This window comes from Stutzerimonas azotifigens DSM 17556, assembly GCF_000425625.1.
In the GTDB taxonomy this organism is placed as follows: Bacteria; Pseudomonadota; Gammaproteobacteria; order Pseudomonadales; family Pseudomonadaceae; genus Stutzerimonas; species Stutzerimonas azotifigens.
Map to the genome: position 1 here is coordinate 1 of NZ_AUDU01000018.1, position 22,287 is coordinate 22,287.

25 protein-coding genes and 1 pseudogene are annotated in these 22,287 nt (G+C 65.8%); 10 read left to right on the forward strand and 16 right to left on the reverse strand.

What is annotated here, in order from left to right:
* Positions 1-263, forward strand: a pseudogene (locus H610_RS25895) (hypothetical protein); the annotation flags it as partial.
* Between the two features lie 64 nt (positions 264-327).
* Here the strand turns inward: H610_RS25895 and tyrS are convergent.
* Positions 328-1,527 carry a tyrosine--tRNA ligase gene (gene tyrS, locus H610_RS0101765; protein WP_028238076.1) on the reverse strand — a complete coding sequence of 400 codons (1,200 nt, stop codon included), beginning with the start codon at positions 1,525-1,527 and terminating at the stop codon, positions 328-330.
* Between the two features lie 168 nt (positions 1,528-1,695).
* Between tyrS and H610_RS0101770 the strand changes: the two genes are divergently transcribed.
* Entirely contained in the window at positions 1,696-3,120 is a 1,425-nt protein-coding gene (locus H610_RS0101770) for a peptidoglycan DD-metalloendopeptidase family protein (protein WP_028238077.1), read from the forward strand.
* Positions 3,121-3,122: 2 nt separating this feature from the next.
* A complete protein-coding gene (locus H610_RS0101775; RefSeq protein WP_028238078.1) occupies positions 3,123-4,217 on the forward strand; it encodes an anhydro-N-acetylmuramic acid kinase in 1,095 nt (364 codons plus the stop codon).
* A gap of 12 nt (positions 4,218-4,229) precedes the next feature.
* On the opposite strand, the gene erpA is transcribed toward H610_RS0101775, so the two are convergent.
* The 4 genes from erpA to argC all read right to left on the reverse strand — a co-directional run bounded on the left by erpA (position 4,230) and on the right by argC (position 6,814).
* A complete protein-coding gene (gene erpA / locus H610_RS0101780; RefSeq protein WP_028238079.1) occupies positions 4,230-4,580 on the reverse strand; it encodes an iron-sulfur cluster insertion protein ErpA in 351 nt (116 codons plus the stop codon).
* 67 nt (positions 4,581-4,647) lie between these two features.
* Positions 4,648-5,061 (reverse strand): bactofilin family protein, encoded by a 414-nt coding sequence (locus tag H610_RS0101785; protein ID WP_028238080.1) that lies wholly within the window; start codon positions 5,059-5,061, stop codon positions 4,648-4,650.
* Positions 5,062-5,063: 2 nt separating this feature from the next.
* The gene (locus tag H610_RS0101790; RefSeq protein ID WP_028238081.1) at positions 5,064-5,780 is read right to left on the reverse strand and encodes a DUF6776 family protein; all 717 of its coding nucleotides are present in this window, start codon (positions 5,778-5,780) and stop codon (positions 5,064-5,066) included.
* A complete protein-coding gene (argC, locus tag H610_RS0101795) occupies positions 5,780-6,814 on the reverse strand; it encodes an N-acetyl-gamma-glutamyl-phosphate reductase (RefSeq protein ID WP_028238082.1) in 1,035 nt (344 codons plus the stop codon). Before argC ends, H610_RS0101790 begins: the two co-directional genes overlap by 1 nt.
* Before the next feature lie 122 nt (positions 6,815-6,936).
* Between argC and hemJ the strand changes: the two genes are divergently transcribed.
* The 5 genes from hemJ (at position 6,937) to coq7 (ending at position 10,519) form a co-directional block, all read left to right on the forward strand.
* On the forward strand, positions 6,937-7,362 hold the full coding sequence (gene hemJ, locus H610_RS0101800; protein ID WP_028238083.1) for a protoporphyrinogen oxidase HemJ: 426 nt from the start codon (positions 6,937-6,939) through the stop codon (positions 7,360-7,362).
* Positions 7,363-7,386: 24 nt separating this feature from the next.
* On the forward strand, positions 7,387-8,352 hold the full coding sequence (locus H610_RS0101805; protein ID WP_028238084.1) for an NAD(P)H-dependent flavin oxidoreductase: 966 nt from the start codon (positions 7,387-7,389) through the stop codon (positions 8,350-8,352).
* A 97-nt stretch (positions 8,353-8,449) separates the two neighbouring features.
* Positions 8,450-9,379 carry a DUF805 domain-containing protein gene (locus H610_RS0101810; RefSeq protein ID WP_028238085.1) on the forward strand — a complete coding sequence of 310 codons (930 nt, stop codon included), beginning with the start codon at positions 8,450-8,452 and terminating at the stop codon, positions 9,377-9,379.
* An 86-nt stretch (positions 9,380-9,465) separates the two neighbouring features.
* Entirely contained in the window at positions 9,466-9,807 is a 342-nt protein-coding gene (locus H610_RS0101815) for a histidine triad nucleotide-binding protein (RefSeq protein ID WP_028238086.1), read from the forward strand.
* Positions 9,808-9,871: 64 nt separating this feature from the next.
* Positions 9,872-10,519, forward strand: coding sequence for a 2-polyprenyl-3-methyl-6-methoxy-1,4-benzoquinone monooxygenase (gene coq7, locus H610_RS0101820; RefSeq protein ID WP_028238087.1), 648 nt, complete (start codon positions 9,872-9,874; stop codon positions 10,517-10,519).
* Positions 10,520-10,673: 154 nt separating this feature from the next.
* Here coq7 and speD read toward each other — a convergent pair whose 3' ends face one another.
* Together speD and H610_RS0101830 are read right to left on the reverse strand one after the other, a co-directional pair.
* Positions 10,674-11,468, reverse strand: coding sequence for an adenosylmethionine decarboxylase (gene speD, locus H610_RS0101825; protein WP_028238088.1), 795 nt, complete (start codon positions 11,466-11,468; stop codon positions 10,674-10,676).
* A gap of 216 nt (positions 11,469-11,684) precedes the next feature.
* Positions 11,685-12,107, reverse strand: coding sequence for an OsmC family protein (locus H610_RS0101830; RefSeq protein ID WP_028238089.1), 423 nt, complete (start codon positions 12,105-12,107; stop codon positions 11,685-11,687).
* 213 nt (positions 12,108-12,320) lie between these two features.
* On the opposite strand from H610_RS0101830, the gene crp reads away from it, so the two are divergent.
* Positions 12,321-12,965, forward strand: a complete 645-nt coding sequence (gene crp / locus H610_RS0101835) for a cAMP-activated global transcriptional regulator CRP (RefSeq protein ID WP_028238090.1) — start codon at positions 12,321-12,323, stop codon at positions 12,963-12,965.
* Between the two features lie 60 nt (positions 12,966-13,025).
* Here crp and trpC read toward each other — a convergent pair whose 3' ends face one another.
* From trpC to rpe, 6 genes are all read right to left on the reverse strand, one after another.
* The gene (gene trpC / locus H610_RS0101840; protein ID WP_028238091.1) at positions 13,026-13,868 is read right to left on the reverse strand and encodes an indole-3-glycerol phosphate synthase TrpC; all 843 of its coding nucleotides are present in this window, start codon (positions 13,866-13,868) and stop codon (positions 13,026-13,028) included.
* Positions 13,865-14,911: an anthranilate phosphoribosyltransferase gene (gene trpD / locus H610_RS0101845; protein WP_028238092.1), complete on the reverse strand. Its 1,047-nt coding sequence runs from the start codon at positions 14,909-14,911 to the stop codon at positions 13,865-13,867. The genes trpC and trpD overlap by 4 nt, the downstream gene beginning before the upstream one ends.
* Positions 14,911-15,504, reverse strand: a complete 594-nt coding sequence (locus H610_RS0101850) for an aminodeoxychorismate/anthranilate synthase component II (protein ID WP_028238093.1) — start codon at positions 15,502-15,504, stop codon at positions 14,911-14,913. Before H610_RS0101850 ends, trpD begins: the two co-directional genes overlap by 1 nt.
* A 12-nt stretch (positions 15,505-15,516) precedes the next feature.
* Complete coding sequence (gene trpE, locus H610_RS0101855) at positions 15,517-16,995, reverse strand: anthranilate synthase component I (protein ID WP_028238094.1); 1,479 nt, start codon at positions 16,993-16,995, stop codon at positions 15,517-15,519.
* 216 nt (positions 16,996-17,211) lie between these two features.
* Positions 17,212-17,898 carry a phosphoglycolate phosphatase gene (locus tag H610_RS0101865; RefSeq protein ID WP_028238095.1) on the reverse strand — a complete coding sequence of 229 codons (687 nt, stop codon included), beginning with the start codon at positions 17,896-17,898 and terminating at the stop codon, positions 17,212-17,214.
* A complete protein-coding gene (rpe, locus tag H610_RS0101870) occupies positions 17,895-18,569 on the reverse strand; it encodes a ribulose-phosphate 3-epimerase (RefSeq protein WP_028238096.1) in 675 nt (224 codons plus the stop codon). The genes H610_RS0101865 and rpe overlap by 4 nt, the downstream gene beginning before the upstream one ends.
* Before the next feature lie 95 nt (positions 18,570-18,664).
* Here rpe and H610_RS0101875 point away from each other — a divergent pair, with 95 nt between their 5' ends.
* Positions 18,665-19,609: a DUF3530 family protein gene (locus tag H610_RS0101875; RefSeq protein WP_028238097.1), complete on the forward strand. Its 945-nt coding sequence runs from the start codon at positions 18,665-18,667 to the stop codon at positions 19,607-19,609.
* Positions 19,610-19,730: 121 nt separating this feature from the next.
* Here H610_RS0101875 and H610_RS0101880 read toward each other — a convergent pair whose 3' ends face one another.
* Genes H610_RS0101880 through H610_RS0101890 form a run of 3 tightly spaced genes read right to left on the reverse strand, consistent with a single transcriptional unit; the run spans position 19,731 to position 22,186 of the window.
* Positions 19,731-20,504: a DnaJ domain-containing protein gene (locus tag H610_RS0101880; RefSeq protein ID WP_028238098.1), complete on the reverse strand. Its 774-nt coding sequence runs from the start codon at positions 20,502-20,504 to the stop codon at positions 19,731-19,733.
* Positions 20,505-21,170 carry an N-acetylmuramate alpha-1-phosphate uridylyltransferase MurU gene (gene murU / locus H610_RS0101885; RefSeq protein WP_028238099.1) on the reverse strand — a complete coding sequence of 222 codons (666 nt, stop codon included), beginning with the start codon at positions 21,168-21,170 and terminating at the stop codon, positions 20,505-20,507.
* Positions 21,167-22,186, reverse strand: coding sequence for an aminoglycoside phosphotransferase family protein (locus H610_RS0101890; RefSeq protein WP_028238100.1), 1,020 nt, complete (start codon positions 22,184-22,186; stop codon positions 21,167-21,169). The genes murU and H610_RS0101890 overlap by 4 nt, the downstream gene beginning before the upstream one ends.
* Between the last annotated feature and the right edge of the window lie 101 nt (positions 22,187-22,287).

A 22,287-nucleotide genomic window follows, 5' to 3' on the forward strand; every position in this document is an offset into this window, starting at 1 on the left:
TGTTAAAGAGCGTTTCGATCAAGCCTTTCGTCTCAACCGAGGCCGCGCATTCTACAGCAGCCTTTCTTGCCGTCAAGCGCTTTTTCGAAAATCTCTTTTCTACTCAACCGCTTGCCCGCTACCTACCGAACAACGCCCTCGGCAGCGGGAGGCGAATCATACAGCGTTATCCAACCCTGTCAACCCGCCTCGCATTCGCCCGATCGCTCCGGCGAAGCCTTCCAACCCATCGACAACCCCTTGATTTACAAGGTCTTTATTAGCGACTGCGCCGGAAGTGGTGCGCATTATAGAGACCCCATCCGGGCCGTCAACAACTATTTTCGGTCAGTCGCCTTTCAGCAAAATCCGCGCGAAGGAGCGCTTGCCCGCCTGACACACGTGCGAGCTACCCACTTCGAAGACGAACGAACGGTCAACGACCTCACCGTCGACGCGCACGCTTCCCGCATTCAGCAGATCCCTGGCCGCCGCCGCATTCCTGGCCAGGCCTGCCTTGTTCAGCACGGATGCGATGGGCATCGCCTCGCCGGTCAGGATTTCGATTTCGGGCAGATCGTCGGGCAGCTCACCGTCACGCATCCGGTTCCCCGCGGAGCGATGCGCGGTTGCGGCCGCCTCTTCGCCATGGAAGCGCGCGACGATTTCCTCGGCGAGTTTGATCTTGATGTCCCGGGGGTTCGCCCCGCGCTGGACGGACGCCTTGAGCTCCTCGACCTCTTCGGCCGGACGGAAACTCAACAATTCGAAGTAGCGCCACATCAGGGCGTCAGGCATCGACACCAGCTTGTTGTACATGACCCCCGGCGCATCCTGGACGCCCACATAATTGCCGAGCGACTTGGACATTTTCTTGACCCCATCCAGCCCCTCCAGCAGGGGCATGGTGAGGATGCACTGGGACTCCTGGCCATAGGCCCGCTGGAGCTCGCGCCCCATCAACAGATTGAATTTCTGATCGGTACCGCCGAGTTCGACATCGGCACGCAGTGCAACCGAGTCGTATCCCTGCACCAGCGGATAAAGGAACTCATGGATTGCGATAGGCTGGTTACCCGTATAGCGCTTGTGAAAATCATCACGCTCGAGCATTCGGGCAACGGTGTACTGTGACGCCAGACGGATGAACTCCGCAGGCCCCAACTGATCCATCCAGGTGGAATTGAATGCGACCTCGGTCAGCGCTGGATCCAGAATCTTGAAAACCTGCGCTTTATAGGTCTCTGCGTTTTCCAGTACCTGGTCACGAGTCAAGGGCGGGCGTGTCACGCTTTTTCCGCTAGGATCACCGATCATTCCGGTGAAATCACCGATGAGAAAGATTACCTGGTGCCCCAGCAACTGGAACTGACGCAACTTATTAATGAGGACGGTATGCCCCAGATGCAGGTCCGGCGCAGTCGGATCGAATCCGGCCTTGATTCGCAATGGTCGACCGCGCTGGAGCTTTGCCACCAGCTCGGACTCGACCAGCAACTCGTCGGCACCACGCTTGATGAGCGCCAACTGTTCAGCTATCGACGTCATGAACATCATCCCGGATCAAAAGGCGCAAACCTTACAAGAAAGAGCAACGAATACAAGGCCAAATGCACGACCGCCAGGCAGATTAGACAGCTCAAGGGTTGCCTCAAGGGCCCGTTGCTTCTATTTTAGCCCGTTATTTCCCAGCAAACTTCCTCCGCCAGATTACTAATGATACACAAAGCCCCCAAAGCGCCGTTCTACCCCAAAAGCCACTTGTTGGCCGCCAGTGGTGTAGCCGCGCTTCTCAGCCTGGCACTGTTGATTTTTCCGACGCGGGAAGTCGAAGCAAAACGCACGACTCTGCAGCTCGAACTGCAACCCTCGGTCGAGATGCCGAAGGAGCTTCCCGAGCAGGCTTCCCTGGCGCCCGATCCCAGCGTTGCCGAGGTGCCTTTCGAAGGCGCGGAGCCCGAAGCGGAGCCGGCCGACGTTGCGCAAACCGACGACACCAAGGATGTGCAGCAAGCCGAGGCGCCCGCTCAGGCCGATCCTCTTACTCAGCAGGTCGTCGTAGCCAATGGAGATACCCTATCGACCCTATTCGGGAAGGTAGGCCTCCCCGGGGCGGTCGTTCACGAGGTGCTCAACAGCAGCAAGGACGCCCGCCAGCTCAGCCGCCTCAGGGTTGGCCAGACCCTCCAGTTCACGCTCGACGAACAGGGTCAGCTCAGCCGCCTCGAGAGTCAGATCGGCCCGCTCGAGTCGGTCAGTCTCACCAGGGAAGACAGCGGCTACGTCTTCAAGAAGGAGCAGCTGAAACCGAACGTCCATACACGCTATGCGTACGGCGACATCCAGAGCAGCCTCTTCGTTGCCGCCAAGAATGCCGGCCTCAGCCACAACCTCACCATGGACCTGGCCAACATCTTCGGCTACGACATTGACTTCGCCCTCGACATCCGCAAGGGCGACTCCTTCGAGGTGGTGTACGAGGAGAAGGTGATTGATGACAAGCGGGTCGGCACCGGCAACATCCTCGCAGCGCGTTTCACCAACCGGGGCAAGACCTACACCGCCGTCCGCTACACCAACAAGCAGGGCGTCACCAGCTACTACACGGCCGACGGCGAAAGCATGCGCAAGGCCTTCATTCGCACGCCGGTCGACTTTGCCCGTATCAGCTCGCGTTTCTCCAACGGACGCAAGCACCCCATCCTGAACAAGATCCGCGCTCACAAGGGCGTGGACTATGCCGCCCCCAGGGGCACGCCCATCAAGGCGGCCGGGGATGGCAAGGTGCTGCTCGCCGGCCGCAAGGGCGGCTATGGCAACACGGTCATCCTTCAGCATGGCAATCGGTACCGGACCCTCTACGCGCACATGCAGGGATTCGCCAAGGGGGTTCGCAACGGTTCGAGCGTAAAGCAGGGGCAAATCATCGGCTACATCGGCACCACCGGCCTTTCCACGGGCCCTCACCTGCACTATGAGTTCCAGGTGGACGGCGTTCACGTCGACCCCCTCGGCCTCAAGCTGCCGATGGCCGATCCGATCGCCAAGCAGGAGAAGCAGCGCTTCCTCCAGCTGAGCCAACCCCTGATGGCACGAATGGACGACGAACGCGCCACCATGCTGGCTCTGAACAAGCAGTAGGCATGGCTCGCTACCTGGGCATCATGTCGGGCACGAGCCTCGATGGCCTCGACTTCGCCCTGGTCGATCAACGGGAAGACGGCATCGAATTGCTCGGAACGCATTACGAGCCGATGCCTGGCTCGCTACGCGAAGCGCTGCTGGAACTCTGCAGCCCCGGCCCCGACGAGGTTTCACGCATCGCCGTCGCGGAGCGCCATTGGGCCGAACTCGCGGCCCAGGGCACACATACCCTCCTGAAGGAAACAGCGACGAGCCCTGTTGGGGTGCGCGCCATTGGCAGCCACGGCCAGACGATCCGGCATGAGCCGGCACTCGGATTCACCGTCCAGATCGGTCAGCCACCACTGCTGGCCGAGCTGACCGGCATCACCGTCGTCAGCGATTTCCGTCGCCGCGACATGGCTGCCGGCGGCCAGGGCGCCCCGCTCGTCCCCGCTTTCCACGACGCCGTATTCGGCAGGCCCGACCGCGCAAGAGCCGTGCTCAACCTTGGAGGCATGAGCAACGTCAGCCTGCTGCATCCGGCGCTCGGCGTTCGCGGGTTCGACTGCGGCCCAGCCAACGTGCTGCTGGATGGCTGGATACAGCGACACCTGGGCAAGCCTTTCGACGACAACGGCCAATGGGCCGCCTCCGGCACGGTGAACCCGCCGCTCCTGCAACAACTGCTCACCACCCCGTTCTTCTCGACCACCGGCCCGAAGAGTACCGGGCGCGAACTGTTCAACCTTGACTGGCTCGACGCCCATCTGGCCCGGTCGGCGGCACTCGCGCCGGCCGATGTGCAGGCGACCCTGCTGGAGCTGACGGCACGCAGCGTCGCCGAGGCCGTCCGGCACGCCCAGCCTGACACCCAGGACCTGCTGGTATGCGGCGGCGGCGCTCACAACGGCACGCTGCTTCAGCGGCTGGCTGCCCTGCTCCCGGCCTGCAGGGTGGAAAGCACCGAGGCACACGGCATCTCCCCGGATTGGGTCGAGGCCATGGCCTTCGCCTGGATGGCGCACTGCTGTCTGGAGGGGATTCCCGCCAATCGCCCCGGCGTCACCGGAGCGAAAGGACCAAGAATACTGGGAGCGATCTATCCGGCCTGATGGCCGGCGATGTCAGATCGAGAACGACTGACCGCAGCCGCAGGTGGTGCTGGCGTTGGGGTTCTTGATGACGAAGCGCGAGCCTTCCAGGCCTTCCTGATAGTCAACCTCGGCGCCGGCGAGGTACTGGAAGCTCATGGGGTCGACCACCAGGCTCACGCCCTCGCGCTCGACGATGGTGTCATCCTCTGCAACGTCCTCGTCGAAGGTGAACCCGTACTGAAAACCGGAGCATCCGCCGCCGGTCACGAAGACACGCAGTTTCAGCCGCGGATTCCCTTCCTCGTCGACCAGGCTCTTGACCTTGCTCGCAGCACCCAGGGTGAACTGGATAGGACTAGGAGTGAAGGTTTCAACGCTCATGTTTGGTTCTCCCGGGCGGGCGCCCTGACTTCATGGGCGGCATTATCCGCTTACCCTAGAAAATCGGTCAACTATTCGCATCCAGCACCGCGGCCGGCAGTTCCAGCGGCACCTCGCCCTGCGGTAGACGGCACAGCCGCCCTTCCACTTCGGCACCGATCGCCATCTCCATCAGCCCATAGAAAAGGTTGCCACGCACCCGTGCACGGACGCCGAGCTCCAAGTGTTCCAGTGCATGGACATCACCGTTGACCTGGCCATCGATGATCACGAACGGAGCCCGGATCTCGCCTTCCACGAAGCCGCCGTGGCTGACCCGGACCAGCCCTTCGCTGGTGGCCAGATTGCCGTAGAGCTTGCCGTCCACCTGCACGGCACCTTCGAAGCGGAAATTACCGGTCACCTCCGCATCGGCAGCAATCACACTCGTCTTGCCGTTGAAACGCTGCAGGTCGGCTTGGGGCTTGTTCTTCTTGAACATGGTCAATCCTGTTTGGGCCATTCGAATAGACGTGTGGTCGGTTTGTCCTCGCCCTGCACGCTGGCGACCACCTCGATGCTCGTCGGTTCGAAATCGTCGGGCAGTACTAGTTCGGCAAATCGTCCGCCAACCGGAACGGCCTGGAAATGCCGGAAGGCGAACCCCAGGTCGAGAGGCTCGGCGCTCAACTGCGCGACATCCACGACCACTTCCTTGTCGGCGCGCGTGCCAAGCAGCCGCACGCCGAGCGTGCCCTTGACGGACTCGGCATCGTTGCCGACGCGACTCAGCAATACCTTGTAGCGGTAACGGCCCGGATCGGCGGTCGGCTGGATCTCCATCGAACGGACCCGCAATCCTTCCTCGCGTTCATTGGGCGCCAGCACGCCCTTGTAAAAGGCGAGCTCCTGTTGCAGTTCGAAGATCTGCTCCTCGAGCAGCCTGATGGCCTGCTTGTTCTGTTCGCTCGCCTGCTGGCCCACCTGGTCGCTGCTGGCGACCCAGGCATAGCGGCGGCGCAGCTGATCGAGCTCCTGCCCCTGCTCGGCAAGCTGGCGCAGCAGGGTTCTCTGCGCTTCGGCGACGCCGGCCGGCTGATTGAGAGCCCACCACCAGCCACCGCCAAAGGCGCCCACCGGCAAAACGAGAAGCAGCAACCAGAACAGCCAGCGCCCCTTGCGGGAACGCTTGCCGACCGGCCTGACTTCCCAGCCCGTCATCAGGGCAGCAACGCAGCGTTGCCGAGGCCCATCCGCTCGTCCAGACCGAACAGGATGTTCATGTTCTGCAACGCCTGCCCTGATGCCCCCTTGACCAGGTTGTCGATGACCGAGAGCACGACCACCAGGTCCCCGCCCTGCGGCCGGTGCACCGCGATGCGGCACAGGTTGGCGCCCCGTACGCTGCGCGTTTCCGGATGGCTGCCGGCAGGCATCACGTCGACGAAGGGCTCGCTCGCGTAGCGCGCCTCGTAGAGCGCCTGGAGGTCCACCGATGTGTCGGCGACGGTCGCGTAGAGCGTGGCATGGATGCCACGGATCATCGGGGTGAGATGAGGCACGAAGGTCAGCCCGATCAGACCGCCGGCAGCCTTGCGCAGGCCCTGGGAAATCTCCGGCAGGTGACGATGGCCCTTCACCGAATAGGCCATCATGTTTTCCCCGGCCTCGGTGAACAGCGAACCGATCTTCGCGGCCCGCCCGGCACCGCTGACGCCGGACTTGCAGTCGGCGATCAGGCGCGCCGGGTCGGCAAGCCCCTTTTCCAGCAGGGGCAACAGGCCGAGCTGGGTGGCGGTCGGATAGCAACCCGGCACCGCGATCAGGCGCGCCTTGCGAATCGCTTCCCGGTTGACTTCCGGCAGGCCGTACACGGCCTCGCCCAGCAACCCCGGGGCACCGTGCGGCTGGCCGTACCAGCGGGCCCACTCCTCGGCGTCCTGCAGACGGAAGTCGGCGGACAGGTCGATCACCCGCGTGCCGTGATCGAGCAGTTCACCGGCCAGCGCATGGGCGACGCCGTGCGGGGTGGCGAAGAACACCACATCGCAGGCACCGAGCGCAGCGGGATCGGGCACCGAAAAGGCCAGCCCGCCGTAGTGCCCGCGCAGGTTGGGGAACATGTCGGTGACCTTGACGCCCTCTTCCGAGCGTGAGGTGATCACGGCGACCTCGGTCTCCGGGTGCTGAGCCAGCAGGCGCAGCAGCTCGACGCCCGTGTACCCTGTTCCGCCGACGATTCCGACCTTGATCATGCGCTGCGCCTCGAGTGGTTCTGTGGACTAGCGATGATAAGGCGGCATCGCCCCGGCGGCCAACCGGTGACGCCTCCTACCGTGAACACTATCATCAGGCGCAAGCCATTCAGGACGCCTCCATGCTCTATCTCTCCGTCAAAGCGCTGCACATCGTCGCCGTCGTCTGCTGGTTCGCCGGCCTGTTCTACCTGCCCCGCCTGTTCGTCTACCACGCGATGGCCGAAGACTCGGTCAGCCGCGAGCGCTTCGCGGTCATGGAGCGCAAGCTCTATCGGGGCATCATGCTGCCTTCGATGATCGCCACCCTGCTGCTGGGCCTGTGGATGCTCTGGCTCAATCCGGGCTGGCTGAGCGGCGGCTGGCTGCACGCCAAGCTCACGCTCGTCGCCGTGCTGATCGGCTACCACCACATGTGCGGTGCCCAGCTCCGGCGCTTCGCCCGTGGCGAGAATCGCCGCACCCATGTCTTCTACCGCTGGTTCAACGAAATCCCGGTGTTGCTGCTGCTGGCTATCGTGCTGCTGGTGGTACTCAAGCCCTTCTAGACGACCCGCACAGGAAAAATCCTCATGGCCCTTCCCTCCCTGCTGGAACACCGCCTTCGTCTGCCACTGGTCGCCGCGCCGATGTTCCTCGTTTCCAATCCCGCGCTGGTCGTGGGCTGCTGCAGGAACGGCATCGTCGGCAGCTTTCCCGCGCTGAACCAGCGCACCAGCAGCGGCTTCAGCGACTGGCTGGACGAGATCGACGCCAGCCTCTCCGGCGACGGGCAGGCCGCCCCGTTCGCGGTCAACCTGATCGTTCACCACAGCAACCCGCGCCTTGAGGCCGACCTGGCGATCTGCGTGGGAAAGCGCGTGCCCATCGTCATCACCAGCCTCGGCGCGGTGAAGGAGGTGGTCGACAGGGTGCACGGCTATGGCGGCCTGGTCTTTCATGACGTCACCACCCGGCGCCACGCGGAAAAGGCCGCCGAAGCCGGGGTCGACGGGCTGATTGCGGTCGCCGCAGGGGCCGGCGGGCACGCCGGCACGCTGAGCCCCTTCGCCCTGCTCGCCGAAATCAGGCAGTTCTTCGACAAGACGCTGCTACTGTCCGGCTGCCTGAACCATGGCCACGAGTTGCTGGCGGCGCAGATCCTCGGTGCGGACCTGGGCTACATGGGCACGCGCTTCATCGCCACGCGGGAGAGCGCCGCCAGCGAGGAATACAAGGCCATGCTGCTGGGCGCGCGTGCGGCCGACATCGTCCACACGGCCGCCGTGTCCGGCGTGCCCGCCAGCTTCCTGCGCCAGAGCCTGGAGCAGGCCGGCTTCGACGAGGGGCGCCTGCAGGGCAAGGGCCAGATGGACTACGGCGAAAAGCTCAAACCGGTGAGCGACGAGGCCAAGGCCTGGAAGACCGTGTGGTCGGCTGGGCAAGGCGTAGGCGGCATCGAGGATATCGTCGGGGTCGATGCGCTCATCACGCGGCTCGACGAGGAATACCGGGCGGCGTTCGCCCGGCTGCCGGCTCCGCCACGCCCCTGGGGTTGAGGCCGCAAGCGGCGACCGGCCCCGCCGCAAACCGCTTGTCGGAAAGGCAAAAGCCTCCTAGGCTTCGTCCACCCCAGACAGCGACAGGGACGTCCTGATGACTCACGCGCACTACAAGATCATGTTCGACGGCGAGCTGATGCCGGAAATGCCGCTGGACACGGTCAAGGACAATCTGGCCCGGCTGTTCAAGACCGACCGCCGGCAGATCGACAACCTGTTCGGGCGCGGCCCCGTGGCGCTCAAGCGCGCCCTGCCGGAAGAGCAGGCCGAGCGCTACCTTCAGGCACTGCGTCAGGCCGGAGCCGCGGCACGCAAGGAACCCGACCTCAGCGCCAGCCTGAGCCTCGAGCCGATCGTCGAGGAAAGCGCCGCCGCATCGGAAACGCAACCGGCGAACATGGTCTGCCCGAAATGCGGACATCGGCAGCCACGCACCGCCGAGTGCTCGAGTTGCGGCATCATCATCGAGAAATACCTCGCGCGCCAGGCCGAACTGGCAGCCCTTCCCGAGCGCAAGGCCGACGCGGGATCGCCTTATGCGCCGCCGCTCTCCCAGGTCGCCGGCAACCCCGACGAGTACTCCACGCTCAAGGTATTCAGCGTTGCCGGCCGAATTGGCCGCCTGCGCTATCTGGCCTGGTCAGGAGTGCTGCTGGCCGCGGCGAGCGGGCTCTTCCTGCTAGCCGCCCTGCTGATGTTCCTGTCCAGTACCCTGGGCATTTTCCTGATGGTGGTGATCGGCATCGCCATGGCGGTGGTCAGCGTGCAGATCGGCGCGCAGCGCCTGCACGACATCGGCTGGACCGGCTGGCTGCTGCTGGTCAACCTGATTCCCGTCCTCGGCACCCTGTTCGCCCTTGTCATGCTGGCCCTTCCCGGCAACAAGGAAGCCAACCGCTTCGGCCCGCCGCCGCCACCGAACACCCGGGCGGTCAAGGCGCTCGCCGTGCTGGGCCTGATCCTCGGAGCGATCCTCGGCGTGAGCACGGTCCTGTCGCCCCCGTCGCTGCCCGGCGTCGGCTAGCGCGAACACGCCATCGACCGGGCGTCTCCACACCACCGGGGGCGGCGCTTGTTACACTGAGAGCCGTATTCCACCGGAGAAACGCCATGGACTGTCTGTTCTGCAAGATCGTCGGCGGAGAGATCCCCGCCAACAAGCTCTACGAAGACGACCAGGTCGTCGCCTTCCATGACATAGCCCCGCAAGCGCCGGTGCATTTTCTGGTGATTCCGAAAAAACACATCGCCACCCTGCACGACCTGCGTGAAGAGGACGACAAGCAGCTCGCCGGACACATCCTCTTCACCGCCCAGCGTCTGGCCGAAGAGCAGGGCTGCCAGGAGGGCTTCCGCGTGGTCATGAACTGCAACGACCTCGGCGGCCAGACGGTCTACCACATTCACATGCACGTGCTCGGTCAGCGCCAGATGCACTGGCCGCCGGGCTGAGTTGACTTCGATCAGCCCCGCCCGAGACAGGCCGGTTACACTGGCCGCCACCGAGAGGATTCCGATGCCGAACGAACGCCATTACTCACCCACCGATCGCCTGCTCATGCAGTTCGATGCCGCGGCCCGCACCCTGCTGCCGTTCAGCGGCCAGCCCGGTCGCCCCTCCCCCGCGATCGTCAAGGAAGAGGCCGAACTGTCCGAAAGCGAAACGCGCCATGTCGCCGGGCTGATGCGCATCAACCATACCGGCGAAGTCTGCGCCCAGGCGCTCTACCAGGGCCAGGCCCTCACGGCCCGCCTGCCGCGAGTGCGCAAGGCCATGGAGAAAGCCGCCGACGAAGAGATCGACCACCTGGCTTGGTGCGATCAGCGCCTGCGCCAGCTCGGCAGTCACACCAGCGTGCTCAACCCACTGTTCTATGGTCTGTCGTTCGGAATCGGCGCGACCGCTGGGCTGATCAGCGACCGCATCAGCCTCGGCTTCGTCGCCGCTACCGAGGACCAGGTGTGCAAGCACCTGGACGATCACCTCACGCAGTTGCCCGCACAGGACGAAAAATCGCGCGCCATCCTGCAGACCATGCGCGAGGACGAGGCGCAGCACGCGACCAGTGCGCTGGCGGCCGGTGGAATCCGTTTCCCCGCGCCGGTGAAGTTCGGCATGACGCTGGTATCGAAGGTGATGACCAAGGCGGCCTACCGGATATAAGGCTGGACGGCTGGACGGCTGGACGGGTTTGCCCCTGCGCTAATGGGGATCAAGCTTTTTTGCCAGATCTCTCTCAGCCAAGCTCTTTCCTGCAGCTCGAAGTTTCTCCCCGTCCAGCCTTCCAGCCTTCAGCGCTCTTATCGGCTTTTCGCCTTTAACCCGGCATGTTCCGCGCGTAGAAGATCTCCAGCATCTCGTGCCGCAGTCGCGTTTCGACCTGTTGGCGCTGCTCGGCCGACAGGTTGCGGGTCGCATCGCCGAACAGGTAGTTCTCCAGTTCGAAATCCTTCAGCAGCATCTTCGTGTGGAACAGGTTCTCCTGATACACGTTGACGTCCGTCATCTGATAGGCCGCCCGCGTGTCGTCGGACAGGTAGTTCTGGATCGAGTTGATCTCGTGGTCGATGAAGTGCTTCTTGCCCTCGACGTCACGGGTGAAACCGCGCACCCGGTAGTCCACGGTGACGATGTCCGAGTCGAACTGGTGAATCAGGTAGTTCAGCGCCTTCAGCGGAGAGATCACGCCGCAGGTGGAAACGTCGATGTCCACCCGGAAGGTGGCGATCCCGTCCACCGGATGGATCTCGGGATAGGTGTGGACAGTGATGTGGCTCTTGTCGAGGTGTGCCAGGATGGTCTCCGGCAACGGGCCGGGCGACTCCTCGATCTGGCTGTCAGTCGGCGTGACCGGCTGCTCCGAGATGAGAATGGTCACGCTCGCGCCCTGCGGCTCATAGTCCTGACGCGCGATGTTCAGGATGTTGGCCCCGATGATGTCGACGACATCGGTCAAGATCTGCGTCAGACGCTCGGCATCGTACTCTTCGTCGATGTACTCGACGTAGGCCTGCTGATCTTCCGGCGTTTCGGCATAGCAGATGTCGTAGATGTTGAAGCTCAAGGTCTTGGTCAGGTTGTTGAACCCGTGGAGCTTGAGTTTGCTTTTCACCATTGGGAACTCTCTCAGTGCGGCTCTGCCGCTGGGTTGAGCATGCCCGTCAGGTATCCCGGATACCTGCGTAGGACGTTAACCACCTCTTCGCATCTGCGATTCTGGCTGTTCGTGGATTGGCCCCTTCGAGGGGGGCGCAATTATGCAGATCCGGCTTCGTCAATGCCAGCGCCGAGGCCGGCCCGATGAGGTTGGGCAGCCGCGTGCCGGCACTCAGCCGAGTTCGACGATCTCGTAGTCATGGGTGATTTCGACGCCCGCCCTGCCGAGCATGATCGAAGCCGAGCAGTACTTTTCCGCCGACAGGTCGACCGCGCGCTTGACCTGTGCTTCCTTCAGGCCGCGCCCCTTGACCACGAAGTGCAGGTGAATGCGCGTGAACACCTTGGGCTCCTCTTCGGCCCGCTCGGCCTCGAGAAAGGCCTCGCAGCTCTCGATCGGCTGACGGGCCTTCTTTAGGATGTTCACCACGTCGAAGTTGCTGCAGCCGCCCAGGCCCATCAGCACCATTTCCATGGGCCGCGCGCCGAGGTTGCGTCCGCCATGCTCCGGCGGACCGTCGAGCACCACCGCATGACCGCTGCCGGACTCGGCCACGAACAACGCTTCGCCGGCCCACTGGATTCGTGCTTTCATCGTTCACATCCCGCTGCTGGAAAAGGACGCGGAGCTTAACATGCTGCCGCCCGTCGCATGGGGCGTCGACTTCGGCCGAAGTTCCGTGGAACCTCTGATTTTTTCGTTGCCCCTGAAACACTGTCTGCTAAGCTGGCGTCGATTTAATGACGTACCCGGCAGAGTAATCGAGAACGGTCTCTCCACGAGTTTTTCCTGCTCAGGATCGAATGCATGGTAGCAATCACACTCACGCCTAAAATCAAACATATCGACAAACTGTTAGCGCACTGCCATCGCCGTCGCTATACAGCGAAAAGCACCATCATCTACGCCGGTGATCGTTGCGAATCGCTGTTCTTCATCACCAAGGGGTCAGTGACCATCCTGATCGAAGACGATGACGGCCGCGAGATGATCATCGCCTATCTCAATTCGGGCGATTTCTTCGGCGAGATGGGCCTGTTCGAGCAGGAGGGCAGCGAGAAAGAGCGCAGCGCCTGGGTGCGGGCGAAGACCGAATGCGAAGTCGCGGAAATCAGCTATGCCAAGTTCCGCGAACTGACGCAGCAGGACCCCGACATCCTCTACGCACTGGGCAGCCAGATGGCCGAGCGCCTGCGCAACACCACGCGCAAGGTCGGCGACCTGGCCTTCCTCGACGTCACCGGCCGCGTGGCCCGGACTCTGCTCGAACTGTGCAAGCAGCCCGACGCCATGACGCATCCGGACGGCATGCAAATCAAGATCACCCGCCAGGAGATCGGACGCATCGTCGGCTGCTCGCGCGAGATGGTGGGCCGCGTGCTCAAGAGCCTGGAAGAACAGGGACTGGTGCATGTGAAGGGCAAGACCATGGTGGTGTTCGGCACGCGCTGAGCCACACGCACGCAGAAACTAGAGGGCCGGCGCAAGCCGGCCTTCTAGTTTCTGCCTCGTCTACTCCGGATCGGCTACCGGATGGGGGTGGGCGCGCGCACGCTCGGGAAAGAACAGGCGTTGCAACTCCAGCCCCGGATCGTCGGCCCGCATGAAGGCCTCGCCGACGAGGAAGGCTCGCACCTCGTTGATCTCCATCAGTTCCACGTCGGCGCGCGCGAGAATGCCGCTCTCGGTGACCACCAGGCGGTCGCCCGGAATGCGCGGCAGCAGGTCCAGGGTGGTCTCGAGGCTCACCTCGAAGGTATGCAGGTTGCGGTTGTTGATGCCGATCAGCGGCGTATCGAGACGCTCCAGCGCACGCTCGAGCTCGGCGCCATCGTGCACCTCGACCAGCACGTCGAGGCCCTGCTCGCGTGCGACCTGGGCGAGCTCGACCAGGCGGCCGTCATCCAGCGCCGAGACGATCAGCAGGATGCAGTCCGCACCGAGCGCCCGCGCCTCGACCACCTGATAGGGGTCGACCATGAAATCCTTGCGGATCACCGGCAGCTGGCAGGCACTGCGCGCCTGCTGCAGATAGGCGTCGGCGCCCTGGAAGAAGTCGACGTCGGTGAGCACCGACAGGCAGGCGGCGCCGCCGGCCTCGTAGCTCCTGGCGATCTCCGCGGGCACGAAGTGCTCACGCAGCACGCCCTTGCTCGGCGAGGCCCTCTTCACCTCGGCGATCACCGCCGGTTCCTTGCGTTGCACGCGTTCGCGCAACGCATCGGCGAAGCCGCGCACCGGGCCGACGGCAGCAGCCATCCGCTGCAGTTCATCGAGCCCGAGACGGGCACGGCGTTCGGCCACCTCTTCGAACTTACGGGCGATGATCTTCTCGAGCACGGTCGGCACGCTCATGGGTTCGCTTCCTCACGGAACACTGCAGTGAAATCGACGAGTTCGCGCAGCTTTTCGCCGGCCAGCCCGGAATGCAGCGCATCCTGCGCCATGGCCACGCCCTGGCCGAAGCTGTCGGCACAGTCGGCGGCGTAGAGCGCAGCGCCGGCATTGAGCGCGACCATGTCGGCGGCCTTCTGTCCCGCCTCGCTGCGGCGCCTGCCCAGCGCATCGAGTACGAGTTCCAGCGACGCCTGCGGATGCTCCACGGTAAGGCCGATCAGGCTCTGGCTCTTGATCCCGAATTCCTCCGGCTGCACGCGGTATTCCTCGACCTTGCCATTGCGGAGCTCGGCCACGTGGGTCGGCGCCGCCAGGCTGATCTCGTCCAGCCCGTCCTGGGCATGCACCACCAGCACGTGATCGCTGCCCAGGCGCGCCAGCACCTCGGCCATCGGCCGGCACAGCGCCTGGCTGAAGACGCCGATGACCTGGTGACGGACGCCGGCCGGATTGGTCATCGGGCCGAGCATGTTGAACAGGGTACGCATGCCCAGTTCGCGGCGCGGACCGATGGCGTGCCTCATCGCGCCATGATGCGCGGGGGCGAACATGAAGCCGACCCCGACCGTTTCCACGCAGCGAGCCACCTGCGCGGCCGAAAGGTCGAGGTAGACCCCGGCGGCCTCGAGCAGGTCGGCACTGCCGCTCTTGCCCGACACCGCGCGATTGCCGTGCTTGGCCACCCGACCACCGGCCGCCGCCACCACGAAGGCCGCCGCGGTGGAGACATTGAACACGTTCATGCCGTCGCCGCCGGTACCGCAGGTGTCGACCAGATGGTCGGCGTCGATCGCCACCGGGGTCGCCAGCTCGCGCATCACCTCGGCGGCACCGACGATCTCGTCGATGGTCTCGCTCTTCATGCGCATGCCCATCAGAAAAGCGCCGATCTGCGCATCCGTGCAACCGCCGGTCATGATCTGGCGCATGACCGACTTCATTTCCTCGGTCGTCAGGTCGAGCTGACCGACGATCCGCCCCAGGGCTTCCTTGATGTCCATCAGCGGGTGCCTTTCTCGAGTTTCAGAAAGTTGGCGAACAGTTCGTGGCCGGCTTCGGTCAGGATCGACTCGGGATGGAACTGCACGCCCTCGATGTTCAACTCCCGATGGCGCAGGCCCATGATCTCGTCGAGGCGGCCATCCTCGTACTGCGTCCAGGCGGTGACCTCAAGGCAGTCCGGCAGGGTCTCGTGCCGGACCACCAGCGAGTGGTAGCGGGTGACCGTGACCGGGTTCGGCAGCCCGGCGAACACGCCCAGGCCTTCGTGGAAAACCGGGCTGGTCTTGCCGTGCATCACCTGCCGCGCGCGCACCACCTCGCCGCCGAAGGCCTGGCCGATGCTCTGGTGGCCCAGGCACACGCCGAGGATCGGCAGCCGGCCGGCGAAGTGGCGGATCAGCTCCAGCGACACCCCGGCCTCGTTCGGCGTGCAGGGGCCAGGCGAGATGACGATGCGCTCGGGCGCCAGCGCCTCGATCTCGGCAATGCTCATTTCGTCGTTGCGCACCACCTTGACCTCGGCACCGAGCTCGCCGAGATACTGGACGACGTTGTAGGTGAAGGAATCGTAGTTATCGAGCATCAGCAACATGACGGGGCTCCTTCACTCGGCGGGTTGTTCGGCAAGGCTCACCGCACGGAACATCGCGCGGCGCTTGTTGAGGGTCTCCTCCCATTCGAGGGCCGGCTGGGAGTCGGCGACGATGCCGGCGCCAGCCTGCACGTGCAGCCGGCCGTCCTTGATCACCGCGGTGCGGATGGCGATCGCGGTATCCATGTTACCGTTCCAGGCGAGGTAGCCGACCGCGCCGCCGTACACGCCGCGCTTGACCGGCTCGAGTTCGTCGATGATTTCCATTGCCCGAACCTTGGGCGCGCCGGAGAGGGTCCCGGCCGGCAGGATCGCGCGCAGCGCGTCCATCGCCGTCAGCGGGGTTTTCAGCCGGCCGATGACGTTGGAGACGATGTGCATGACGTTGGAATAGCGCTCGATCACCATCTTCTCGGTGACCTTGACGCTGCCGGTCTGCGACACCCGGCCGACGTCGTTGCGGCCGAGGTCGATGAGCATCAGGTGTTCCGCGACCTCCTTGGCGTCGCCCAGCAGGTCCTGCTCGAGCGCCAGGTCGGCCGCCTCGCTGGCACCGCGCGGACGGGTACCGGCGATCGGTCGCACGCTGACCAGCCCGTCCTCCACCCGCACCAGCACCTCGGGCGAGGAACCGACCACGTGGAAGTCGCCGAAATTGAAGAAGTACATGTAGGGCGTCGGGTTGAAGCAGCGCAGTGCCCGATAGAGGTCGATCGGCGCCGCGCCGAACGGGATCGACATGCGCTGGGAGATCACCACCTGCATGCAGTCGCCGGCGAGGATGTAGTCCTTGATGCGGCCGACGGCCCGCTCGTAGTCCTCGCGGGTGAAGCTCGACTCGAAAGCCGGCTCCTCGCCGCCGGAGGCCTCGAAGTCCAGCCCGAGGCGCGGCGCGATGGGCTGGCGCAGGCGTTCGCGCAGCGCCTTCAGGCGTTCATGCCCGCGCTCGAAAGCCTGGTCGTCCGCCGGATCGACAAGAACGATGCAGTGCAGCTTGCCGGCCAGGTTGTCGAACACCACCACGGCATCCGACACCATCAGCAGGATGTCAGGGGTGCCGAGCGGATCGGGATTGGGGCAACGTGCCAGTTTGCGTTCCACGTAGCGCACGCTGTCGTAGCCGAAGTAGCCCACCAGGCCGCCGTTGAAGCGCGGCAGCCCGTCGACCGGGGCGACGCGGTAACGCGCCTTGAAGGCCTCGACGAAGGCCAGCGGGTCCTCGACCTCGCAGCGCTCGGTGACTTCGTCGTCGACCGTGACGGTCACCTGGTGCCCGTGGACGCGCAGCACGGTGCGGCACGGCAGGCCGATGATCGAGTAGCGCCCCCACTTCTCCCCGCCCTGCACGGATTCCAGCAGGTAGGAGTTGGGCGCGTCGGCGAGCTTCAGGTACAACGACAGCGGGGTGTCGAAATCCGCCAGGGTCTCGAAGGACAGGGGAATGCGGTTGTGGCCCTGATCGGCCAGCCGCAGGAATTCTTCGCGGGTCATGATCAGCCTCGTGGCTAACAAAGGGGACGATGGTGCAAGCGCGCCGGACCGGGCCGGCCAGTACTGTTCAGGCGCGCCAGCGCCAACGCGCCAGGGCCTTGATGACCTTCATCCAGGCGCTGGAGTACCGATGCTTGCAGAAGTCCACCACGTGTCTGATCTCGCAGGGCGGGTAAAAATGGCGTCGGGCCACACTAGCGCAGCAGCCCGGCTGAATCAACCGCCGACGAGCTGGCGCAGGTCGTCGAGCACCAGGTCCGGCTCTTCTTCCTCGATCGGCCGGCCATGGTTGTAGCCGTAGCGCAGGGCGATGCAGCGGACGTCGGCGGCCCGCGCGGCGCGCACGTCGTTGCGCGAGTCGCCGACGAACAGCGCATCCCCGGGGGCGACCCCGGCCGCCGCCATCACGTGCTGCAGGCCGTCGGGGGCCGGCTTCTGCTGCGGCAGGGTGTCGCCGCCGACGATCCACTCGAAGCGTCCGCCGAGCCCCTTCTCCTGAAGCAGCGGGGCGACGAAGCGCTCGGGCTTGTTGGTGACCACCGCCAGCGGGATGCCCCGCGCGCGCAGCCAGTCGAGCGTCTCGGGCACGCCCGGATAGACCTGCGTCAGCGCGTGCCCGCCGGAGTAGGCCTCGAGGAACAGGCCGAGCGCCCGCTCGGCTTCCTGATCGTCCACGCCGGAGTGATCGATGTCACCGGCGAGCGCGCGTCTGACCAGGACCGGCGCGCCGTTGCCCACCCAGTTGCGCACCCGGGCGACCCCGGCCGGAGCGCGCCCCAGCTGCAGCAGCATGGCATCGACCGCAGCGGCGAGGTCCGGCACCGAATCGAGCAGGGTGCCGTCCAGGTCGAACATCACCAGCGCCGGCAGGCGGCCGCCGAACAGCCGCTCGAGCGCGGTCATTCGCCGGCCCGCGCCAGCTCGGCGCGCATGGCGTCGATCACTTCGCGGTAGTCCGGCGCATTGAAGATCGCCGAGCCGGCAACGAAGGTGTCGGCCCCGGCTGCGGCGATCTCGCGGATGTTGCCGACGTTGACGCCGCCATCGATCTCCAGGCGGATGCCGCGCCTGCTGGCGTCGATCAGCGCACGCGCCTCGCGCAGCTTCTGCAGCGTGCCGGGGATGAACTTCTGCCCGCCGAAACCGGGGTTGACGCTCATCAGCAGGACCATGTCGACCTTGTCCAGGACATAGCGAAGCACCTCCAGCGGGGTTGCCGGATTGAACACCAGCCCCGCCTTGGCGCCGCCGTCGCGGATCAGCTGCAGCGAGCGGTCGATGTGCTCGCTGGCTTCCGGGTGGAAGGTGATGTAGCTTGCGCCGGCCTCGAGGAAATCGCCGATGATGCGATCCACCGGCTTGACCATCAGGTGCACGTCGATCGGCGCCTGGATGCCGTACTTGCGCAGTGCCGAGCAGACCATGGGGCCGATCGTCAGGTTGGGGACATAGTGGTTGTCCATGACATCGAAATGGACGATGTCGGCCCCGGCCGCGAGCACGCGGTCGACTTCCTCGCCCAGGCGGGCGAAGTCGGCGGAGAGGATGGACGGGGCGATGGCGAACGGCTGCATGAGGCACCTCGGCAGATAACCAGGCGCGTAGTGTATCCGAGCCGGTCCCACGGATGGCACGCCGAAACCGACCGACGCAACCACGAGGACACGACATGGCCGCCCGTACCTGGCTCCTGCTGCCGCTTGCCCTGCTGGCGATGAGCGTTCGCGCCGAGGAGCCCGCCCCCGAAGCGACGCCCGCGCAGCCGGCAGTCGAGCGGGCGCCGCTGCCCGAGCGCAGCACGCTCGAGGCCTCGACCCTGGCGTCGGCCTATCCGGAACAGGCACGGCAGCTCGAGGCCTCTCCCGCGAACGGAGCCGGCGAGCAGTTCCTGGCGCTGTGGAAACCGGCCAACGCCCCCACCGCAAGGGGCGTGATCGTGCTGGTCCCGGGCACCGGCGAATCGGCCGACTGGCCGGAAGTGATCGGCCCCTTGCGCAAGCGCCTGCCGGACGACGGCTGGCACACCTTGAGCCTGACGCTGCCCGATCCTGCGTCCGATCCCGCCACGCGAGCGCGTCCGGCGGAGCCGGAGGGCCCATCGCCCGATGCGGATCATAAGCCCGCGGACGAGGAGGCCCCGGACAGCGAACCCGCCCCGCCTGCTGAGCAATCACCGAACGATCCAGGACGGGACGACGCGCCCGAGACTTCCCCGGCCGAACGCATCGCCGCACGCCTCGATGCCGCCCTGGCCTTCGCCGCCGAACAACAGGCCGCGACCGTGGTGCTGCTTGGCCATGGCAGCGGTGCCTACTGGGCGGCCCGCTACCTCGCCGAGCGCCAGCCGCCGGAAGTGGAAAGACTGGCGCTGATCGAAGCCCGCCAGCCGGCCGCCGTCGAGCCGAAGCTGGCCGGGCTGGCGGCCGCGCAGGAAGGACCGGTGCTCGACCTGTACCAGCGCTCCGAGCGCACCGATGCAGCCGCTCGAGAACGCCGGGATGCCACCCGGCGCGAGGATCGCAGCGATTACCGGCAGATCGGCCTGGCGCCGGCGGCCGGCGACCCGGAGCGGCTCTATCGTCGGGTGCGCGGCTGGCTGGACGGCGGCCCTTAGCGCCTGTTCACGATCTCGCGAGCTGGAGCGATGCAAGGCCGATGGCGGCCCCGCAAAAACAGGTGAGGAACGGTCGGAGTCCCACAGCAGCGCCGACGCGCAGCAGATCGTGAACAGCTTCTTAGCGGAAGCCGCGGCGCTCGCGCACCAGGTTATAGGCCTTCTGCAGCTCCCGGGTCCGCTCGGTGGCCTCGCGCACCTCGGCGGCCGATGCGCCGGCCCCGGCCAGCTTGTCCGGATGATGGCGGCTCAGCAGCCGCCGATAGGCGCGCTTGATCACCGCCGGATCGCTGTCGTGGCGCACGCCGAGCAGGCCGAGCGCCTCGTGGTAGGCACCGCCGCCACGGGGCGCGGGGGCCTCCGTTCGCGCCCGCGTCTGCTGATCGAGCGCCGCCACGGCGCTGGCGTCCCAGCCCATCCAGCGCCCCCACAGCAGCACCAGCTCGTGGGTGCGCGGTTCCACCGGACCGTTGGCGCGCGCCATCCGCCAGCAGGCCTGCAGCAGCGACTTGGCCGCCTCGGGCCGCCCGCGCAGGCGCCGCAGCGCGACGCGCAGCCCCTCGCCGTCGGCCGCCTTGCCCTGGTAGAAGGCCTCGATCGCTTCGCGCTGGGCAGCCGGCTCCAGTTCGAGCCGGCGCATTTCCGCGCGAGCCATCTGGATGTGCGCCTCGCTCACACGCCCGGAACTCTTGGCCAGGCGTCCGAGCAGATAGAAGGTCAGCGCATTGCCCGAGGGCAGCGACGAGCGCCCCAGGCGCTCACGCAGCCGCGCCCAGGAGTCGAGGCCCAGGCGACGGTCGAGCACCTGCCCGAGCAAGCCGCCGAGCAGGGACCCGGGGATGCTCGCCAGCAGCCAGCCGGCGATCGCGCCGAGTAGCGTCAGGGGCCAGAACATCTAGTCGCGCGCCCCGATCAGCCGCTCGGCCTCGGCCAGTCGCTCGGGGGTACCGACGTCGACCCAGCGCCCGGTGAAATGCTGGCCTCCCACGCGGCCGGCGGCGATGGCACGGCGCAGCAGCGGCGCCAGCTTGAACGCCCCCGGCGTACAGCCCTCGAACAATGCGGGGTGCAGCACGGCCACGCCGCTGTAGGTCAGCCTTGCACCGGGCTCGTCGAGCAGGCGGCCGTCACGCAGCACGAAATCCCCCTCGGGATGGTGCGCAGGGTTGTCGACCAGTACCAGCTGGGCCAGGTCGCCCGGTCGGCAGGCGACCGCCCCCAGGTCCAGGTCGGTCCAGATGTCGCCGTTGACCACCAGGAACGGCTCGTCGCCAAGCAACGGCAGCGCCCGCTGGATGCCGCCGCCGGTCTCCAGCGGCTCGCCCTCGGGGGAGTAGCGGATATGCAGCCCGAAGCGGGAACCGTCCGCGAGATGCGCCTCGATCTGCTGGCCGAGCCAGGCGTGATTGATCACAACCTCGGAAACCCCGGCCTCGGCGAGTGCGCGCAGATGGTGCTCGATCAGCGGCACGCCGCCGACCGGGATCAGCGGCTTGGGCGTGTGCAGGGTCAGCGGGCGCATGCGCTCGCCCTTGCCGGCTGCCAGCAGCATGGCCTTCATGCGCGCGGCTCCCGGGGCAGTCCGGCGAGCAGCTCGCTCAACGGCGCCAACTCCGGCCGCCGTGCGAGCACGGTTTCGAGGTAACCGAAGAAGCGCGGCACGTCGGCAAGGTAGCGGGGCTTGCCGTCGCGGTGGCAGATCCGCGCGAAGATGCCAATGACCTTCAGGTGCCGCTGCACACCCATCAGGTCGCTGGCCCGGTGGAACGCCTCGAACTCGCCCTGGACCGGCACGCCGACGGCGCGCGCGCGCTGCCAGTAGCGCTCCAGCCAGCCGAGCACGCGCTCTTCGGGCCAACTGAGAAAGGCGTCCTTGAACAATGAGGTGATGTCATAGGTCACCGGGCCGATCACCGCGTCCTGGAAGTCCAGCACGCCGGGATTCGGCTCGCTGAGCATCAGGTTGCGTGGCATGAAGTCGCGATGCACCAGCACCTTGGGCTGCGCCAGCGCCGACGCCACCAGCAGCCGGCAGACCTCGCGCCAGGTCGCCTGCCGGGCGGCATCCAGTTCGACGGCCAGGTGACGCTCGACGTACCACTCCGGAAACAGCTGCAACTCGCGCATCAGCAGCGCCTCGTCATAGGCCGGCAGCGCTGCGTCGCCGCCATGCCGTTGCAGTGCCAACAATGCCGTGACCGCGTCGTCGAACAGCCGATCGGCGTTGTCCCCGTCGATCACCTCGAGGTAGGTCTGGCGCCCCAGGTCGTCGAGCAGCAGGAAGCCCTGCTCGAGATCCTGCGCGAGCACCTGCGGCACGCGCACCCCGGCCTGAGCCAGCAGCCCGGCGATCTGCACGAACGGACGGCAGTTCTCGCGCGGCGGCGGGGCGTCCATCAGGATCAGCGTACGACCCGCCCCTTCCCAGCGGAAATAACGGCGGAAGCTGGCGTCGCTGCTCGCCGGCACCAGCTCGCCCTGCCCGGGCTCGCCCCAGCCGCGCGCCCTGAACAAGGCGGGCAGTTGCTGTTCCAGCCAGGCGCGGGCGGCCTGCAGACGCGGGTCGGAATGGGGCATGCGGGGTCTCCACGGCGCTAGCCGATAGCGGGGTCATGCTTTATTATCCAGCATCTTTTCCCGCCCATCGAGAGGCCTGTGGCCAGCCGGCCGACGGCTCG

Coding starts and splice junctions, on each gene's coding strand:
- H610_RS0101785 (WP_028238080.1), bottom strand. CDS start 5,061: ATGTTCAAGAAGAACAAGCCCCAAGCCGACCTGCAGCGTTTCAACGGC.
- murU (WP_028238099.1), bottom strand. CDS start 21,170: ATGAAGGCCATGCTGCTGGCAGCCGGCAAGGGCGAGCGCATGCGCCCG.
- H610_RS0101850 (WP_028238093.1), bottom strand. CDS start 15,504: ATGTTGCTGATGCTCGATAACTACGATTCCTTCACCTACAACGTCGTC.
- argC (WP_028238082.1), bottom strand. CDS start 6,814: ATGATCAAGGTCGGAATCGTCGGCGGAACAGGGTACACGGGCGTCGAG.
- H610_RS0101865 (WP_028238095.1), bottom strand. CDS start 17,898: ATGACCGCGCTCGAGCGGCTGTTCGGCGGCCGCCTGCCGGCGCTGGTG.
- erpA (WP_028238079.1), bottom strand. CDS start 4,580: ATGAGCGTTGAAACCTTCACTCCTAGTCCTATCCAGTTCACCCTGGGT.
- H610_RS0101770 (WP_028238077.1), top strand. CDS start 1,696: ATGATACACAAAGCCCCCAAAGCGCCGTTCTACCCCAAAAGCCACTTG.
- trpC (WP_028238091.1), bottom strand. CDS start 13,868: ATGAGCGTGCCGACCGTGCTCGAGAAGATCATCGCCCGTAAGTTCGAA.
- H610_RS0101810 (WP_028238085.1), top strand. CDS start 8,450: ATGACTCACGCGCACTACAAGATCATGTTCGACGGCGAGCTGATGCCG.
- trpD (WP_028238092.1), bottom strand. CDS start 14,911: ATGGACATCAAGGAAGCCCTGGGGCGGATCGTCGGTCAGCTCGACCTG.
- coq7 (WP_028238087.1), top strand. CDS start 9,872: ATGCCGAACGAACGCCATTACTCACCCACCGATCGCCTGCTCATGCAG.
- H610_RS0101830 (WP_028238089.1), bottom strand. CDS start 12,107: ATGAAAGCACGAATCCAGTGGGCCGGCGAAGCGTTGTTCGTGGCCGAG.
- H610_RS0101805 (WP_028238084.1), top strand. CDS start 7,387: ATGGCCCTTCCCTCCCTGCTGGAACACCGCCTTCGTCTGCCACTGGTC.
- H610_RS0101775 (WP_028238078.1), top strand. CDS start 3,123: ATGGCTCGCTACCTGGGCATCATGTCGGGCACGAGCCTCGATGGCCTC.
- H610_RS0101890 (WP_028238100.1), bottom strand. CDS start 22,186: ATGCCCCATTCCGACCCGCGTCTGCAGGCCGCCCGCGCCTGGCTGGAA.
- hemJ (WP_028238083.1), top strand. CDS start 6,937: ATGCTCTATCTCTCCGTCAAAGCGCTGCACATCGTCGCCGTCGTCTGC.
- trpE (WP_028238094.1), bottom strand. CDS start 16,995: ATGACCCGCGAAGAATTCCTGCGGCTGGCCGATCAGGGCCACAACCGC.
- crp (WP_028238090.1), top strand. CDS start 12,321: ATGGTAGCAATCACACTCACGCCTAAAATCAAACATATCGACAAACTG.
- H610_RS0101815 (WP_028238086.1), top strand. CDS start 9,466: ATGGACTGTCTGTTCTGCAAGATCGTCGGCGGAGAGATCCCCGCCAAC.
- H610_RS0101875 (WP_028238097.1), top strand. CDS start 18,665: ATGGCCGCCCGTACCTGGCTCCTGCTGCCGCTTGCCCTGCTGGCGATG.
- tyrS (WP_028238076.1), bottom strand. CDS start 1,527: ATGACGTCGATAGCTGAACAGTTGGCGCTCATCAAGCGTGGTGCCGAC.
- rpe (WP_028238096.1), bottom strand. CDS start 18,569: ATGCAGCCGTTCGCCATCGCCCCGTCCATCCTCTCCGCCGACTTCGCC.
- H610_RS0101790 (WP_028238081.1), bottom strand. CDS start 5,780: ATGACGGGCTGGGAAGTCAGGCCGGTCGGCAAGCGTTCCCGCAAGGGG.
- H610_RS0101880 (WP_028238098.1), bottom strand. CDS start 20,504: ATGTTCTGGCCCCTGACGCTACTCGGCGCGATCGCCGGCTGGCTGCTG.